Origin of the sequence: Kitasatospora sp. NPDC051853 (assembly GCF_044452665.1) — a bacterium.
GTDB lineage: Bacteria > Actinomycetota > Actinomycetes > Streptomycetales > Streptomycetaceae > Kitasatospora.
This window is the reverse complement of record NZ_JBITBY010000002.1, coordinates 877401-894434: the sequence shown is the minus strand read 5'-3', so window position 1 is coordinate 894434 and position 17034 is coordinate 877401. Positions and strand designations below refer to the sequence as shown.

Sequence of the window (17034 nt, the reverse complement as noted above, 5' to 3'; positions counted from 1 at the left end):
GGCGGACGTGCACGAAGAGTTCGGAACACGAGAGGGCGGGCGGCCAATGGCGGGCAGTCGACAAGGGCGTGGGCAGGACATCGGGATCGACCTCGGAACGGCCAACACCCTGGTCTATCTCCGCGGCAAGGGAATCGTGCTGAACGAGCCCTCGGTGATCGCGGTCGACCGGAAGACCGGCGAGGTGCTCAGCGTCGGCGCCGAGGCCAAGCGGACCCTCGGCCGCACCCCGGAGGACGTGGTCGCCTCCCGGCCGCTCCAGGACGGCGTGATCGCCGACTTCGAGGGCACCCGGCACCTGCTGCGCCACCTGATGGCCAAGGCCACCGGGGCCACCGGCCGCTGGTTCCGGCCCGGGCCCCGGGTGGTGGTCTGCGTGCCCAGCGGCATCACCGGGGTGGAGCGGCGCGCGGTGATCGAGGCGGTCGGCAGCGCCGGGGCCCGCTCGGTGCACCTGATCCAGGAGCCGATGGCGGCCGCGATCGGCGCCGGGCTGCCGGTGCAGGAGCCCACCGGTTCGATGGTGGTGGACATCGGCGGCGGCACCACCGAGGTGGCCGTGGTCTCGATGGGCGGCATGGTGGCGGCCGGCTCGATCCGGGTGGCCGGGGACCGGATGGACGAGGTGATCGCCAAGCAGGTCAAGAAGGACCACGGCCTGCTGATCGGCGAGCGGACCGCCGAGGAGGTCAAGCTGGCGATCGGCTCGGCCGAGGCGGCGGAGGCGGCCGAGGCCTTCGAGGGGGCGGACGAGCTGGAGGTGCGGGGCCGGGACTCGGTGCTCGGGCTGCCCCGCACCGCCCTGGTGACGGCGGCTCAGGTCCGCGAGGCGGTGGAGGAGCCGGTGGCCGAGATCGTCGCCGAGGTGAAGCGCACCCTGGACCGCTGCCCGCCGGAGCTGGCCGGGGACGTGATGGGCCAGGGCATCGTGCTCACCGGCGGCGGCGCGCTGCTGCGCGGCCTGGACCGGCGGATCGCCCGGGAGACCGGCCTGCCGGTGCGGGTCGCGGAGAATCCGCTGGACTGCGTCGTGGTCGGTTCCGGCAAGTGCGTGGAGGAGATCGAGGAGCTGCGCCGCACCTTCGCGGTGAGTGCCTGACGAATTCCTTAAATGGCGTGCGCCGATCGGGTCTGCTTTTTTGCGCGCGGGTTAAGGGGTGTTTGCAGTTCGACTGTGTACGGTAAGTGGGTGTTCCGGGACGAGGTAGTCGACTGACGGGAGGGCACGGCGTGGTGGTGACCAGGGAGTTGGCCGACGAACTGCCGATGGAACAGGTGACCGAGGCGAAGGCCAGGGCGGCCACCCTGCTGCTCGCGTTCCGGCACGGCAACCAACTCGCCTTCGACCACGAGCTGGAGCTGCTGCTCGCGGAGAACGCCGAGGGCGAGGTGACCACCCTGCTGGCGTGGATCGCCGCCGAGGCGGTCCGCAAGGCGTACGCCCCGCAGGTGGCCGACCGGGTGCTCCGCGCCCTCGCCCGGCGGGCCCCCGAGAACACCTCCGAGGTGGACACCGAGGAGGAACTGGTCGGGGTGGCCGAACTGCTGGAGGCGGTGGACGCCGGGGACGTGGCCACCGTCCGGGCCCTGGTGGCCGCCACCCCCGACACCACCTTCCTGCTCGGCGGGCTGCTCCAGGCGGTCGCGATGATGCTCCCCTTCCTGCCGGAGGGGGAGCTCACCGAGATCGTCACCGAGCTGCGGCACCGGCACGGGGCCCGGACGGGCATCCCGCGCCAGGGCTGACGCGGGGTCAGCGCCGACCCCGCGCCGGGGCCGACGCCGGGTCAGGGCATCGCGTGCAGGTGGCCGCCGACGGTGGTGGCGATGCCGCCGCCCGCCTTGGCGTCCCAGTTGGTCGACCAGGTCATCGCGCCGCCGATGCCGGGCCACTTGGTGTCCGGCTTGAAGGTGCCGCAGTTGGTGCCGGCCGCCAGGCAGTCCAGCGCCGCGTTGACCACGGACGGGCTGACGTAGCCGCCGCCCGCCGCGCTGGTGGAAGCCGGCACGCCGAGGCCCACCTGACGCGGCGCCAGGCCGCCCTTGAGCTGGATGCAGGCCAGCGCGGTGAGGAAGTTGACGGTGCCCTGGGAGTACACCTGGCCGTCGCAGCCGAGCATCGCGCCGGAGTTGTAGTACTGCATGTTGACGATGGTGAGGATGTCCTTCACGTTCAGCGCCAGCTTGAAGTACTCCGCACCGGTGGACTGCATGTCGATGGTCTGCGGCGCCATGGTGAGCACGAAGCCGCTGCCGACCTTCCCGGCCAGCGAGCGCAGCGCCTGGCCCATGTAGGTGGCGCTGACGCCGTTCTCCAGGTCGATGTCGATCCCGTCGAAGCCGTACTCCTGGATCACCGCGGCGGCGGTGTTGGCGAAGGTGGTCGCGGACGACGAACTGTTCACCGCCACCGTGCCGTTCTGCCCGCCGACCGAGACGATCACCTTCTTGCCGGCCGCCCGCTTGGCCGCGACGTCGGCCTTGAACTGCGCGGCGGTGTACCCGCCGAGCTTGCTCGACAGTGCCGGGTCGAGGGTGAAGGAGATCCCGCCGGGCGTGCCGGTGGCGTCGGCGAAGGAGACCGCGATGATGTCGTACGCGGCCGGCACGTCGCTGATCCGCTGCACGGTGGCGCCGTTGTCGAAGTTCTGCCAGTAGCCGGTCAGCAGGTGCTTGTTGGGCGGCTGCGGCCCGGTGGGGGACGGGCTGGGGCTGGGGCTCGTGCTGGTGCTCGGGCTGGGGGAGGTGCTCGGGCTCGCGGAGGTGCTCGGGCTGGCCGAGGTGCTCGGCTTCGGCGTGGTGACGCTGGAGGAGGGCTTGGGATCGCCCGGGCCGATCAGCGAGATGTCGTCCATCAGGAACGAGCTCTGGCCGTACCAGCCGTGCAGGTAGACGGTGACCTGGCCGGCGCTCGCCCCGGTGGTGAAGGTGGTGCTCAGCCTGGTCCAACTGGTGCTGCTGGTCCAGGTGGAGGCGGTGGCGCCGCCCTCGGCGCCCAGGTAGACGTACGGGCCGTTCACCCAGGCGCTCAGCGCGTAGGTGGAGTTGGGTTTGACGGTCACCACGGTGGTGCACTTGCCGTTGTCGCTCGCGGTGGGGGTGACGCGCAGCGAGATGCCGCGGCCGCCCGTGGAGTCGGGCTGGCCCGAGCTGTTGGAGCAGCTCCACGGGTAGACGTGGTTCCCGCTCTCCAGATTGCCGTTCTCGATCAGCTCCACGTCGCCGGGTGCGGCCGCCGCGCCGGGTGTGGTCAGCAGCAGGCCGACCAGGGCCAGGGCGGCGGCCACCAGGGCGACCAGGAACGCGTTCACCGTGCTTCTTGCGCGCATGCCATCTCCGTGTGGGGGAGTGAGGATGGTGCGGAGCAGTGCAGGGAGTCAGTCACCGGTCTGGACCAGTGACGTGGGACACACGGTGGAGTAGACCACTCAGGCTGTCAAGGGCTCGGCCAGCGCCAGGGTGAGCCGGGCGATCCGCTCGCTGGCCAGACCGTCGCCGTACGGGCTGGGGGTCGAGGCCAGCCGGGCCAGCCGCTCGGGGGTGTCGGCCAGCCAGGCGGCGGCCAGCGTGCCGAGCTCCGGGCCGGGCGCGACCAGGGCGGCGAAGCCGGCGTCCACCGCCTCGGGACGCTCGGTGGAGCGGCGCACCACCAGCAGCGGCCGCTTGAGCACGGTGCACTCCTCCTGCACCCCGCCGGAGTCGGAGACCAGCAGCGCGGCGTGCCGGGCCAGGCCCAGGAAGTCCCCGTAGCCGACCGGCTCGGTGACGGTCAGCCGGGCCAGCAGCGGTTCCAGGCCGAAGCGCTCCACGGCGGCCCGGGTGCGCGGGTGCATCGGGAAGAGCACGGCGGTGCCGGCGGCGGCGATCCGGTCCAGCTCGGTGAGGACGGCGCCGAGCGCCCCGGCGGTGTCGGTGTTCTCCGGCCGGTGCACGGTGGCCAGCACGTAGCCGTCCTCGGCCAGGCCGTACCGGGCCAGCAGCGCGGCCCGCACGTCGGGGCCCGGGAGCTGACGCTCCACCACCTCGACCACGGTGTTGCCGGTCAGCTCGATCGCCTCGCCGGTGACCGACTCGGCGCGCAGGTTGGCGGCGTTCTCCTCGGTGGCGGCGCAGAGCAGGTCGGCGATGTGGTCGACCATCACCCGGTTGTGCTCCTCCGGCATGGCACGGTCGCGGCTGCGCAGCCCGGCCTCCACGTGCACCAGCGGGATGCCCAGCGCGTTGGCGGCCAGTGCGCCGGCCAGGGTGGCGTTGGTGTCGCCCTGCACCACCACGGCGCCCGGGCGCTCGGCGGTGAACGCGGACTCCAGCTGGGCCAGCGCGGCGGCCACCTGGCCGGCCCGCGGGCGGCCGCCCACGCCGGTGAGCAACTCGGGCTCGGGCAGGTCGAGTTCGCGCAGGAACCGGCCGGACATGGCCTCGTCCCAGTGCTGCCCGGTGTGCACCAGGCGGGCGGCCGGGCCGAGCTCGTGGATCAGCGGGGCGAGCTTGACCAGCTCGGGGCGGGTGCCCAGGACGACGGCGATCCGGGCGGGGGCGGGGGAGCAGGTGGTCATCGGTGGGGGTCCGTTCGGGATGGAGCCGGTCAGGCTTCGAGTGCGGTGGGGGCGCCGACGGCGGTGAGCTCGGCGTTGCGCCGGGTCTTGGCCCAGCCGTTGCGGCCGAGCAGCAGCCGGACGGCGGCCCGGATGGCCACCAGGAAGACGTGGTACGTGTACAGCCAGAGGCCGAGGCCCCAGAGCAGCCCGGTCAGCCGGCTGCGGTCGGGGTGCACGGTGCGTCGGTAGGACAGCCCCCAGAGCACCAGCGGCAGGGCGGCGACCACGAAGGCCAGTGCCATCCACGGGCCGAACCGCTCCTCGAAGGCCATCGCGTCCTGCGGGTAGAAGACCCGGGTGGCCACCGAGATGCCCAGCGAGACCGGGAAGAGCAGCACCAGCAGCACCGCGACCACCGGCTGGAGGAAGGTGTAGAGCACCTCGGCCTTGCCGCCGGGCCGGTAGTGCTCCGACCTGAGCACCCGCCAGGTGTAGCGCAGGCACTGCATGTTGCCCTGGGCCCAGCGGGTCCGCTGGGTGAGGAAGCGCCGGCCGGAGACCAGGCCCTCCTGGGAGACCCGGGTCTCGTGCACGTGCGTCAGCCGGTAGCCGGCCAGCCGGAGTTCGAGGCCGGACTCGTAGTCCTCCAGCAGCGCCCGCTCGGGCCACGGGCTGCGTCCGTCCCCCGCCGCGGCCAGCGCGTCGAGCGCGGACAGCCGGACGAACTGGCCGTTCCCGCCCAGGCCGACGCTGCCGGTGCGGCGGCGCAGCAGCTGCATCCCGGCGTTGCCGGCCTGGAACTCGACGTCCTGCATCCGCACCAGGTAGCGGGCGAAGCCGTTGGCGATCCGGCCGCGGCCGGGCAGCGGGCGCTGGTCGTCGGCGTTGCGCATCCGGACGCCGATCTGCACCGCGCCGGTGTCCGGACGGCCCATCGCCTTGTCGGTGGCGACCATCGCCAGCGCGCCCTGCTCCAGTTCGCCGTCCGCGTCCACCACGCCGAGCACCACCCGCTCGTGGTCGGTGCCCCCGGGCAGCCAGGCGGTGATCTGCCGGTAGGCCGCGTTCAGCGCGGCGCCCTTGCCGATCCGCGCCTCCGGTCGGCGGCGCTGCACCAGGTGGATCCGCGGGTCCTGCTCCGCGGCCTCCAGCACCAGCGCGCGGGTGCGGTCCTCGCTGTCGTCGTCGACCACCCACAGGTGCGCCTCGGGCGCGCTGCGGCGCAGCCCGTCCAGGGTCTGCCGGACCACGGCCTCCTCGTCCCGGCACGGGATCACCAGGTGCCACTGGAAGAGCCCCGGATCGCCGGGATCGGCCGGGCGGTTGCGCCGGAAGGCGTGCGCGGAGCCGGCCCAGTAGAGCAGGAAGCGGCCGAAGACGAAGGCCATGTAGGCCAGCAGGAGCAGGGAGAGCGCGTGCGCCACCCACAGCACCTGCGACTCGTGCGCGGTGACGTAGGAGTGCAGGACGTCCAAAGGAAGGCTCCAAACGGATGATCGACTATGAATCCATGGTGATCATCGTTGGCCGCCATAGTTTTCCACTGTAAACGATGCACTTTGCTAAATGTTTGCAAGGTGACCGGCCTCACCCGCTTCCGAGGGGCGGCGGGCTCCGTACACTGTCCGCGTGAGCGACAAGGCCCCGCAGAACCCGTACACGATCCGCCCCGGCAACCCGGACGCCGCCGACAACCACGGCGAGCTGCGCGAGATCGAGACCGCCCTCTCCACGCGCTGGCCGGAGAACAAGATCGAGCCCTCGCTCGACCGGATGCGGGCGCTGATGGACATCCTCGGGCAGCCCCAGCGGGCCTACCCGGCGATCCACATCACCGGGACCAACGGCAAGACCTCCACCGCCCGGATGATCGAGCAGCTGCTCAACACCTTCGAGCTGCGCACCGGCCGCTACACCAGCCCGCACGTCGAGTCGGTGACCGAGCGGATCAGCCTGGACGGCGCGCCGATCAGCGTCGAGAAGTTCATCGAGACCTACCGGGACATCGAGCCCTACGTCCAGATGGTCGACCAGCAGCAGCCCATCGCGATGTCCTTCTTCGAGGTGCTCACCGGCATGGCCTACGCGGCCTTCGCGGACGCCCCGGTCGACGTCGCCGTGGTCGAGGTCGGCATGGGCGGCACCTGGGACGCCACCAACGTCATCGACGCCGCCGTCTCCGTCATCACTCCGATCGGCCTGGACCACACCGACCGCCTCGGCAACACCACCGGCGAGATCGGCGCCCAGAAGGCCGGCATCATCAAGACCGGCGGCCTGGCCGTGGTCTCCCAGCAGCCGCTGGACGCCGCCGAGTCGATCCTGCGCCGCGCCGTCGAGGTGGACGCCACCGTGGCCCGCGAGGGCATGGAGTTCGGCGTGATCCGCCGTGAGGTGGCCGTCGGCGGACAGATGGTGACGCTCCGTGGGCTCGGCGGAGCCGAGTACGAGGACATCTTCATCCCGCTGCACGGCGCCTACCAGGCCCACAACGCGGCGCTCGCGCTCTGCGCGGTCGAGGCCTTCTTCGGCGTCGGCGGCAAGGCGGGCGGCGACCGGCTCGACATCGACAAGGTCCGCCAGGGCTTCTCCGGCGTCTCCTCGCCCGGCCGCCTGGAGGTCATCCGGCGCAGCCCCACCGTCATCCTCGACGCCGCGCACAACCCGCACGGCGCCCAGGCCAGCGTCGAGGCGATCCGCGAGTCCTTCGGCTTCTCCAAGCTGGTCGGCGTCATCGCCACCAGCGGCGACAAGGACGCGGCCGGCTTCCTGGAGGCCTTCGAGCCGATCCTGGCCGAGGTCGTCATCACCGAGAACTCCACCCACCGCGCCACCCCCGTCGACCAGCTCGCCGCCATCGCGGTCGAGGTCTTCGGCGAGGACCGCGTCCGGGTCGAGCCCCGCCTCGACGACGCGATCGAAGCGGCGATCACGGCGGCCGAGGAGGAGGACCTCGGCGGGGCCGGCGTCATCGTCACCGGCTCGGTGATCACCATCGGCGAGGCCCGCATCCTGTTCGGGAGGAAGTGACATGCGGACCCTCTGCTCCTCCACCCTGATCGGCGAGGCACTGCTGATCATGTTCGCGGCGCTGGTCGCGATGCAGCTCTCCGACATCGGGGCGGGCACGATCTGGGCGGTGAGCGGGGTCGCCATGGTGCTCTGCGTCCTGCTCTGCGGAGCGATCACCCGCCCCGGCGCGGTGGCCGTCGGCTGGGCCCTCCAGATCGGCCTGGTCCTCAGCGGCTTCGTGCTGCCCACGATGTTCGGCCTCGGCATCGTCTTCGCCGGCCTCTGGTGGGCGTCGGTCCACTACGGCCGCAAGATCGACGAGATCAAGGCCGCCCGCGCCGCCGCGACGGCGTAGCGCCGCCCGGGGCACGGGTGGTAGCGCCCCGCAGGGGCGCGGGGAACTGCGCGCGGGGGAACGGCAGCACCTGCAGCTGGCTGACGGTGGGTCAGTTGCAGGTGGGCCGCCTTCCGGCTCGCGCAGTTCCTCGCGCCCCCGGCCTCACGCAATCGGGCCGTCCCTTCGGGTTCGACCACGCAAGGTAATGTTCCGGGTGACCGACGCCTAGTCCCCAGGAGCCGTACCGTGTCCCAGCGCACTCTCGTCCTGCTCAAGCCCGACGCCGTCAAGCGCGGCCTGGCCGGCGAGATCATCAGCCGGATCGAGCGCAAGGCCGGCTGGCAGCTCGCCGCCGTCGAGCTACGGACCTTCGACCGCGCGACGCTGGAGGAGCACTACGCCGAGCACGTCGGCCGCCCCTTCTACGAGCCGCTCCTGGAGTTCATGACCTCGGGCCCGTCGATCGCGCTGATCGTCACGGGCGAGAACGTGATCCCGGGTGTCCGGGCCCTCGCCGGCGCGACCGACCCGCTGCAGGCCGGCCCCGGCACCATCCGCGGGGACTACGCGACCATCACCCGCGAGAACCTGATCCACGCCTCCGACTCCGAGGTCTCCGCCGAGCGCGAGATCAAGATCTTCTTCCCGTCGCACGCCTGACGGACGGTCATCACCCGGCCGGTCCCCGCCCCCCGGGGACCGGCCGGGTGAATATCGGCGTTTGATCCTCATATACGGAACTCGGAACCCCGACACGGCGTCCCAATCCTCGGAGATGCCGTCGGGCCGCCGGAGAATGGGCGGCATCCCGTACCTCGCAGTCCGAGCAGTCCGCGACGACCGGCGTGGCTACGATGGAGCACAACTCACGGGCCCGGTACGGCTGTCCGCCGTCGCTCGCCCCCATCTCCCCGCCATCTGCATCCGAGCTCGGGAAGGCACCACACACCCCATGGGCAACAACCTGTCGTTCATCGGCCGTGACATGGCGATCGACCTCGGCACGGCCAACACGCTGGTTTACGTCCGGGGCAAGGGAATCGTGCTCAACGAGCCCTCGGTGGTCGCGGTGAACACCAACACCGGCGGCATCCTCGCGGTGGGCTCCGAGGCGAAGAAGATGATCGGCCGCACGCCGGGCAACATCGTCGCCATCCGCCCGCTGAAGGACGGCGTGATCGCCGACTTCGAGATCACCGAGCGGATGCTGCGGTACTTCATCCTGAAGATCCACCGCCGCCGCTACCTGGCCCGCCCGCGCGTCGTGGTCTGCGTGCCCTCCGGCATCACCGGGGTGGAGCGCCGCGCCGTGATCGAGGCCAGCGCCCAGGCCGGCGCGCGCCAGGTGCACATCATCGAGGAGCCGATGGCGGCCGCGATCGGCGCCGGGCTCCCGGTGCACGAGGCCACCGGCAACATGGTGGTGGACATCGGCGGCGGCACCACCGAGGTGGCGGTGATCTCGCTGGGCGGGATCGTCACCGCGCAGTCCATCCGGGTGGCCGGCGACGAGCTGGACAACGCGATCGTGCAGCACATCAAGAAGGAGTACTCGCTCCTCCTCGGTGAGCGCAGCGCCGAGCAGATCAAGATGAGCATCGGCTCCGCCTTCGCGCTGGAGGGCGAGAAGGACGAGCACGCCGAGATCCGCGGCCGCGACCTGGTCAGCGGCCTGCCGAAGACCGTGGTGATCTCCGCGGCCGAGGTCCGCGAGGCCATCGACGAGCCGGTCAACTCCATCATCGACGCGGTGAAGACCACCCTGGACCAGTGCCCGCCGGAGCTGGCGGGCGACGTGATGGACCGCGGGATCGTGCTGACCGGCGGCGGCGCCCTGCTGCGCGGCATGGACGAGCGGCTGCGCCGGGAGACCGGCATGCCGATCCACATCGCGGAGAACCCGCTGGACTCGGTCGCGCTCGGCTCCGGCAAGTGCGTCGAGGAGTTCGAGGCGCTCCAGCAGGTACTGGACGCACAGCCGCGTCGTTAGTCAGACCGGGCACGGCGTCAGTCAGGCAAGAAGACACGTCAACTGAAGGGCCCCCAGCCGTCCACAGCGGCCGGGGGCCCGGCATCGAAGGGCAGCTCCCGCACCGTGAGGGACACACGAGAGAGCCGACTACTGCTCGTCCTGCTGGTGGCGGTCGCGTTCGCGCTGATCACCGTGGACATCAAGGGCGGTGAGAGCTCTCCGCTCAGCGGTGCCCGGCGGTTCGCCGCCAGTGCGCTCGGCCCGGTCGAGCGGGCCGCCGCCGGTGCCGTCGACCCGGTCGCCGGCACCGTCCGCGCGGTCCGGGACGCCGGCACCCACCAGGCCCGGCTGGACCAGATCACCCGGGAGAACACCGAACTGCGCCAGCGGGTCGCCTCCTCGGACACCGCCGCGGGCCGCACCAAGCAGCTGGACGAGCTGCTCCGGACGGCCGGCAACGGCGGATACACCGTCAAGGCCGCCCAGGTGATCGCGATCGGCGCGGCCCAGGCCTTCTCCTGGACCATCACCATCGACGCCGGCAGCGACGACGGCCTGACCCGGGACATGACCGTGATCAACGGTCAGGGCCTGGTCGGCCGGATCACCACCATCGCGCCGACCACCGCCACCGTGCTGCTCGCCTCCGACCCCGGCTTCAGCGCCGGCACCCGGCTGGAGGGCAGCGGCGAGATCGGCTTCGCCAACGGCCAGGGCACCGGCCCGATGAAGGTCTCGCTGCTCAACGGCAAGGCCCAGGTCAAGCCGGGGGACCGGCTGGTGACCTTCGGCTCGCAGAGCGGCCGCCCGTTCGTGCCCGGCGTCCCGGTCGGCAAGGTGGTCGAGGTCGAGTCCACCCCCGGCCAGCTCACCAAGACCGTGCTGGTCGAGCCGTACGTGCAGTTCACCCGCCTCGACCTGGTCGGCGTGGTGGTCGTCCCGCCGCGCACCGACCCGCGCGACGCCGTGCTGCCCCCGGCCCAGCCCGCCAACCAGACCGCAGGGGGGAACTGACCATGCGGATCAACCGGATCGTGCTGCCCGCCGTCCTGCTGATGCTCGCCCTGGTCGTCCAGGTGAGCGTGCTCGGACGGCTCCAACTGCCCGGTGCCACCCCGGACCTGATGCTCCTGGTGGTGGTCGGCCTGGCCCTGGTCTACGGCCCCACCAGCGGCTGCCTGATCGGCTTCGCGGCCGGTCTGCTGGCCGACCTGGCCCCGCCGTCCGACCACGCCGTCGGCCGGTACGCCCTGGTGCTCTGCCTGCTCGGCTACGCGGCCGGCCTGCTCCGCCCCGAGGGCGGCCGCCAGCGTTCGGCGCTCAGCGCGCTGCTGGTGGTCGCGGTCGCCGCGGTCGCCTCCACCCTGCTGTACGCGATGGTGGGCGCGCTGGTCGGCGACACCGCCGCCCGGCACGTCGGCCTCACCGGCCTGGTGTTCAGCGCACTGCTCTACGACGTGCTGCTGGCCCCCTTCGTGGTGCCCGCCGTGATGGCGCTGGCCCGCCGCTTCGACGGCGCCCCGGTGATCACCGAGTCCGAGGACGGCAACAGCTCGGGCCTGGGCACGCTGTCCCGCTACAAGACCACCCGGGAGGTCTCCGCGCTGCCGGGCTACGGCAAGAAGCGGCGGATCCCCGGCCTCGCCAAGCGCCCGTGAGGAGCGACCACCCGTGACCAACATCCCGGAGACCGGCCGCACCCCGCGGGTGACGATCCGTCTGATCGTGCTCCAGGTCCTCGTGCTGTCGCTGCTCGCCACCCTCGGCGGGCGGCTCTGGTACCTGCAGATCCGCACCGGCAAGGAGTACGCCGAGAAGGCGGCCGGCAACCACGTCCGCGAGGTGGTCGAGCCGACCGTGCGCGGCGAGATCCTGGACGCCTCCGGCCGGATCCTGGCCGGCAACGAGGCCAAGCTGGTGGTCTCGGTCAGCCGCACCGAGCTGCTCCAGCAGAAGGACCGCGGCAAGGCCGTGCTGACCCGGCTCGCCGAGGTGCTCGGCATGCCCGCCAAGGACGTCCAGGACAAGGTCCGGCTCTGCGACGCCAAGACGCCGCAGCCGTGCTGGAACGGCTCCCCGTACCAGCCGATCCCGGTCACCAAGGCGGCCACCACCCAGCAGGCGATGCAGATAATGGAACGCCGCGAGGACTTCCCCGGCATCACCGCCCAGCCCACCTCGCTGCGCCGCTACACCGGCGTCGAGGGCGCCAACCTGGCCCAGGTGCTCGGCTACCTCTCGCCGGTCACCGACGACGAGGTGCAGAAGACCAAGGACAAGCCGGGCCGGGAGCGCCGCCTGCCGGTCGACCAGATCGGCCGGGCCGGCCTGGAGTCCGTCTACGACAACGACCTGCGCGGCACCACCGGCATCGACCGGCTGGAGGTGGACAACCTCGGCCGGGTGATCGGCAGCGCCGGCAAGACCCCGGCCCAGCCCGGCAACAACCTGGTCACCTCGATCGACGCCCGGGTCCAGAAGGCGGTCGAGGACAACCTCGCCCAGGCCATGGTCGACGCCCGCAAGGTGGTCGACAAGGACACCCACCGCAACTACGAGGCCGACTCCGGCGCGGCCGTGGTGATGGACGTGCACACCGGCCGGATCGTCGCGATGGCCAGCGCCCCCACCTACGACCCCAACCTCTGGGTCGGCGGCATCGCCGGCAAGGACTACCAGGCGCTCACCAGCAAGGAGTCCAACTACCCGCTGCTGAACCGGGCCATACAGGGTCAGTCCGCCCCCGGCTCCACCTTCAAGGTGGTCTCCACCGCGGCCGCCGCCCAGGCCGGCTACTCGCTCAGCGGCAACTACGCCTGCCCCAGCTCGCTGACCTTCGGCGGCCGCGAGTTCAAGAACTTCGAGAGCAAGGGCTACGGCTCGATCAGCCTGGCCCGCGCCCTGGAGGTCTCCTGCGACACGGTCTTCTACGGCCTCGCCTACGACCAGTGGATGGCCGACGGCGGGATCAAGCCGAAGAAGGACGCCAAGGACTGGTTCTACAAGACCGCCAAGCAGTTCGGCCTCGGCGCCAAGACCGGCATCGACCTGCCCAGCGAGGCGGCCGGCCGGATCCCGGACCGCCAGTGGAAGCAGGAGTACTACGACGCCAACAAGGACGCCTGGTGCAAGCAGGCGCAGTCCGGCGGCAACGACTACGGCACCCAGGTGGCCAAGGAGAACTGCGCCGACGGCTACCAGATGCGCGCCGGTGACGCCGTCAACTACTCCATCGGCCAGGGCGACACCCTGGTGACGCCGCTCCAGATGGCCCGGATCTACGCCGCGCTGGCCAACGGCGGCACGCTCTACCGGCCGACCGTGGCCAAGGCCGTGGTCGCCCCGGACGGCACGCTGGTCCGGGAGATCGCCCCGCACGAGGACGGGAAGATCCCCACCGACGCCCGCACCCTGCAGTACATCGACCAGGCCACCAAGGGCGTCATCGAACAGGGCTCCGCCGCCTGGAAGTTCGTCGGCGCCGGCTGGCCGCAGGGCAAGATCGAGCTGCACGCCAAGACCGGCACCGCCGAGGTCTTCGGCAAGCAGACCACCTCGTACCTGACCACCTACAGCCGCGACTACGCGGTGGTCATGACGATGAGTCAGGCCGGTACCGGCTCCGGCGCCTCCGGTGACGCCGTCCGCCGCATCTACCAGGCCATCTACGGCGTGGACGACAAGGGCAACGTCGACACCGGCAAGGCCCTGCTCACCAAGCCGCAGGCCGAGCTCCCCAAGTTCAACCCCGACGGCACCGCGGTCCGGCCGGCCTCCTTCCCGGGAGCCTTCGAGCTCGGTGCGACCTTCCTCGACCCGGCCCCGCAGGCTCCGCCGACGGCGCCCCGGATGCTCGCCGTGGCCGCCCTGGAGCCGACCGTCAGGAGGACCCGCGGATGACGTCGTACTCCTCCTACGGCCCCGTGCCGCCGCGCGGCGCGGTCGGCAGGGCGCTGGCCAAGGACTCCCCGCTGCGGCGGCTGGACTGGCTGATGATCCTGGCCGCGCTGGTGCTCTCGCTGGGCTCCTCGCTGCTGATCTGGTCCGCCACCCGCGGCCGGGACTCGCTGACCCACGGCGACCCGCAGTACTTCCTCTACCGCCACCTGACCAACCTGGCGATCGGTCTGGCCCTGTTCGTGGTGGTGGTGTTGATAGGGAGTCGGCGCCTGCGCACCGCCGTGCCCTTCGTCTACGTCATCACCCTGCTGATGCTGATGGCCGTGCTCACCCCGCTCGGCTCCACCATCAACGGCGCCAAGGCCTGGATCCAGTTCGGCGGCGGCTTCTCCATCCAGCCCGCCGAGTTCGCCAAGCTGGCGATCGTGCTGGTGATGGCCCTGGTGCTGTCCGCCCAGGTGGACGCGGGGGAGCGGGCCTTCCCCTCGGACCGCTCGGTGCTGATGGCCCTCGGCCTGGCCGCCGTCCCGATGGCCGTCGTCATGCTGATGCCGGACCTCGGCTCGGTGATGGTGATGGGCATCGCGATCATGGGCATCCTGCTGGCCTCCGGCGCCGCCAACAAGTGGGTCTTCGGCCTGATCACCGCCGGCGTCGGCGGGGCGGTGGCGATCTGGCAGCTCGGCGTGCTGAGCAAGTACCAGATCGACCGCTTCGCCGCCTTCGCCAACCCGGCGCTCGACCCCTCCGGCGTGGGCTACAACACGGCCCAGGCCCGGATCGCGATCGGCTCCGGCGGCCTGACCGGCATGGGCCTGTTCAAGGGCACCCAGACCACCGGCCAGTTCGTCCCCGAGCAGCAGACCGACTTCGTCTTCACGGTGGCCGGCGAGGAGCTCGGCTTCGTCGGCGGGCTCGGCCTGATCCTGCTGCTCGGCGTGGTGCTCTGGCGGGCCTGCAAGATCGCCCGGCAGGCCACCGACCTGTTCGGCACCGTCGTGTCGGCCGGCGTGATCACCTGGCTGGCCTTCCAGGCCTTCGAGAACATCGGGATGAACCTCGGCATCATGCCGGTGGCGGGCATCCCGCTGCCCTTCGTCTCCTACGGCGGCTCCTCGATGTTCGCGGTCTGGATCGGCATCGGCCTGCTCCAGTGCGTCCGGACCCAGCGGCCGATAGGGATCTGACCGACTCGGTGCGCGAAACTTGACGCAGTCGGGTTCGGCTACCCTGAAGGGTCACCCCGTTCCGCGTCGCAAAGGGCTCACCGCATGTCAGTCGAATCGGTCTTCCCACGCCTGGAGGCCCTCCTCCCGCACGTCCAGAAGCCGATCCAGTACGTCGGCGGCGAGCTCAACTCGACCGTCAAGGACTGGGATTCGGCGGACGTCCGCTGGGCCCTGATGTACCCGGACGCCTACGAGGTCGGCCTGCCCAACCAGGGCGTCATGATCCTGTACGAGGTGCTCAACGAGCGCGAGGGCGTGCTCGCCGAGCGCACCTACAGCGTCTGGCCGGACCTCGAGAAGCTGATGCGCGAGCACGGCGTCCCGCAGTTCACGGTCGACGCCCACCGCCCGGTGCGCGCCTTCGACGTGTTCGGCCTGTCGTTCTCCACCGAGCTCGGCTACACCAACATGCTGACCGCGCTCGACCTGGCCGGGATCCCGATGCTCGCCGCCGACCGCGGCCTGGACGACCCGATCGTCCTGGCCGGCGGCCACGCGGCGTTCAACCCCGAGCCGATCGCGGACTTCATCGACGTCGCGGTGGTCGGCGACGGCGAGCAGGCCGTGCTCGACATGACCGAGATCATCCGGGCTTGGAAGGCCGAGGGCCGCCCCGGCGGCCGCGACGAGGTCCTGCTCCGGCTGGCCCGCACCGGCGCCTTCTACGTCCCGCGGTTCTACGACGTGGAGTACCTGGAGGACGGCCGGATCGCCCGCGTGGTGGCCAACCGCGAGGGCGTGCCGTGGCGCGTCTCCAAGCACACCGTCATGGACCTGGACGAGTGGCCGTACCCCAAGCAGCCGCTGGTCCCGCTCGCCGAGACGGTGCACGAGCGGATGTCCGTCGAGATCTTCCGCGGCTGCACCCGCGGCTGCCGCTTCTGCCAGGCCGGCATGATCACGCGCCCCGTGCGGGAGCGAAGCATCACCGGCATCGGCGAGATGGTGGAGCGCGGCCTCAAGGCCACCGGCTTCGAGGAGGTCGGCCTGCTCTCGCTCTCCTCCGCCGACCACACCGAGATCGGCGAGATCGCCAAGGGCCTGGCCGACCGCTACACCGAGGACAAGATCGGCCTCTCGCTGCCCTCCACCCGGGTCGACGCCTTCAACATCGACCTGGCCAACGAGCTGACCCGCAACGGTCGCCGCTCCGGCCTTACCTTCGCCCCCGAGGGCGGCTCCGAGCGCATCCGCAAGGTCATCAACAAGATGGTCTCGGAGGAGGACCTGATCCGTACGGTGGCCACCGCGTACGGCAACGGCTGGCGCCAGGTGAAGCTGTACTTCATGTGCGGCCTCCCCACCGAGACCGACGAGGACGTGCTCCAGATCGGCGTGATGGCCAAGAACGTGATCCAGAAGGGTCGCGAGGTCACCGGCCAGAACGACATCCGCTGCACCGTCTCCATCGGCGGCTTCGTGCCCAAGCCGCACACCCCGTTCCAGTGGGCCCCGCAGCTCTCCGCCGAGGCCACCGACGAGCGCCTGGCCAAGCTGCGCGACTCCATCCGCGGCGACCGCAAGTACGGCAAGAACATCGGCTTCCGCTACCACGACGGCAAGCCCGGCATCATCGAGGGCCTGCTCTCCCGCGGTGACCGCCGCATCGGCGCCGTGATCCGCGCCGTCTACGAGGACGGCGGCCGTTTCGACGGCTGGCGCGAGCACTTCTCCTTCGACCGCTGGATGGCGGCCGCCGAGAAGGGCCTGGCCGGCACCGGCGTCGACGTCGACTGGTACACCACCCGCGAGCGCACCTACGAGGAGGTGCTGCCCTGGGACCACCTGGACAGCGGCCTCGACAAGGACTGGCTCTGGGAGGACTGGCAGGACGCCCTCGAAGAGGTCGAGGTCGACGACTGCCGCTGGACCCCGTGCTTCGACTGCGGCGTCTGCCCGCAGATGGACACTCACATCCAGATCGGCCCCACCGGCAAGAAGCTGCTGCCGCTCACGGTCGTCAACTCGTAACACAGGCAAGGAAACCGGCGGTCCCTCCCGTGCGTGCTGCACGGCAGGGACCGTCAGGTCGTTTACGGGGGGAGC

14 protein-coding genes are annotated in these 17034 nt (G+C 71.3%); 11 read left to right on the top strand and 3 right to left on the bottom strand.

Annotation, left to right across the window (positions count from 1 at the left end; all coding sequences use genetic code 11):
• Positions 1-46: 46 nt before the first annotated feature.
• Both ACIA8O_RS08770 and ACIA8O_RS08765 read left to right on the top strand, forming a co-directional pair.
• A complete protein-coding gene (locus ACIA8O_RS08770) occupies positions 47-1099 on the top strand; it encodes a rod shape-determining protein (protein ID WP_396292873.1) in 1053 nt (350 codons plus the stop codon).
• Positions 1100-1230: 131 nt separating this feature from the next.
• On the top strand, positions 1231-1746 hold the full coding sequence (locus ACIA8O_RS08765; protein ID WP_396292872.1) for a hypothetical protein: 516 nt from the start codon (positions 1231-1233) through the stop codon (positions 1744-1746).
• 41 nt (positions 1747-1787) lie between these two features.
• Here the strand turns inward: ACIA8O_RS08765 and ACIA8O_RS08760 are convergent, their stop codons facing one another.
• The 3 genes from ACIA8O_RS08760 to ACIA8O_RS08750 form a co-directional block, all read right to left on the bottom strand.
• Complete coding sequence (locus tag ACIA8O_RS08760) at positions 1788-3329, bottom strand: chitinase (RefSeq protein ID WP_396292871.1); 1542 nt, start codon at positions 3327-3329, stop codon at positions 1788-1790.
• 99 nt (positions 3330-3428) lie between these two features.
• Positions 3429-4556, bottom strand: a complete 1128-nt coding sequence (wecB, locus tag ACIA8O_RS08755) for a non-hydrolyzing UDP-N-acetylglucosamine 2-epimerase (protein WP_396292870.1) — start codon at positions 4554-4556, stop codon at positions 3429-3431.
• Between the two features lie 29 nt (positions 4557-4585).
• A complete protein-coding gene (locus ACIA8O_RS08750) occupies positions 4586-6013 on the bottom strand; it encodes a glycosyltransferase (RefSeq protein ID WP_396292869.1) in 1428 nt (475 codons plus the stop codon).
• A gap of 229 nt (positions 6014-6242) precedes the next feature.
• Between ACIA8O_RS08750 and ACIA8O_RS08745 the strand changes: the two genes are divergently transcribed.
• From ACIA8O_RS08745 to ACIA8O_RS08705, 9 genes are all read left to right on the top strand, one after another.
• Positions 6243-7568 carry a bifunctional folylpolyglutamate synthase/dihydrofolate synthase gene (locus tag ACIA8O_RS08745; protein ID WP_396292958.1) on the top strand — a complete coding sequence of 442 codons (1326 nt, stop codon included), beginning with the start codon at positions 6243-6245 and terminating at the stop codon, positions 7566-7568.
• 1 nt (position 7569) lies between these two features.
• Positions 7570-7905: a DUF4233 domain-containing protein gene (locus ACIA8O_RS08740; RefSeq protein WP_396292868.1), complete on the top strand. Its 336-nt coding sequence runs from the start codon at positions 7570-7572 to the stop codon at positions 7903-7905.
• A 228-nt stretch (positions 7906-8133) separates the two neighbouring features.
• Positions 8134-8547 (top strand): nucleoside-diphosphate kinase, encoded by a 414-nt coding sequence (ndk, locus tag ACIA8O_RS08735; RefSeq protein WP_396292867.1) that lies wholly within the window; start codon positions 8134-8136, stop codon positions 8545-8547.
• 304 nt (positions 8548-8851) lie between these two features.
• Positions 8852-9877, top strand: a complete 1026-nt coding sequence (locus ACIA8O_RS08730; RefSeq protein ID WP_345282492.1) for a rod shape-determining protein — start codon at positions 8852-8854, stop codon at positions 9875-9877.
• A gap of 105 nt (positions 9878-9982) precedes the next feature.
• Positions 9983-10873, top strand: coding sequence for a rod shape-determining protein MreC (gene mreC, locus ACIA8O_RS08725; protein ID WP_396292866.1), 891 nt, complete (start codon positions 9983-9985; stop codon positions 10871-10873).
• Between the two features lie 2 nt (positions 10874-10875).
• Positions 10876-11517, top strand: coding sequence for a rod shape-determining protein MreD (mreD, locus tag ACIA8O_RS08720; protein WP_396292865.1), 642 nt, complete (start codon positions 10876-10878; stop codon positions 11515-11517).
• Positions 11518-11530: 13 nt separating this feature from the next.
• The gene (mrdA, locus tag ACIA8O_RS08715; protein WP_396292864.1) at positions 11531-13759 is read left to right on the top strand and encodes a penicillin-binding protein 2; all 2229 of its coding nucleotides are present in this window, start codon (positions 11531-11533) and stop codon (positions 13757-13759) included.
• Complete coding sequence (gene rodA, locus ACIA8O_RS08710; RefSeq protein WP_396292863.1) at positions 13756-14946, top strand: rod shape-determining protein RodA; 1191 nt, start codon at positions 13756-13758, stop codon at positions 14944-14946. Before mrdA ends, rodA begins: the two co-directional genes overlap by 4 nt.
• 84 nt (positions 14947-15030) lie before the next feature.
• Positions 15031-16959, top strand: a complete 1929-nt coding sequence (locus ACIA8O_RS08705; protein ID WP_396292862.1) for a TIGR03960 family B12-binding radical SAM protein — start codon at positions 15031-15033, stop codon at positions 16957-16959.
• Positions 16960-17034 lie beyond the last annotated feature (75 nt).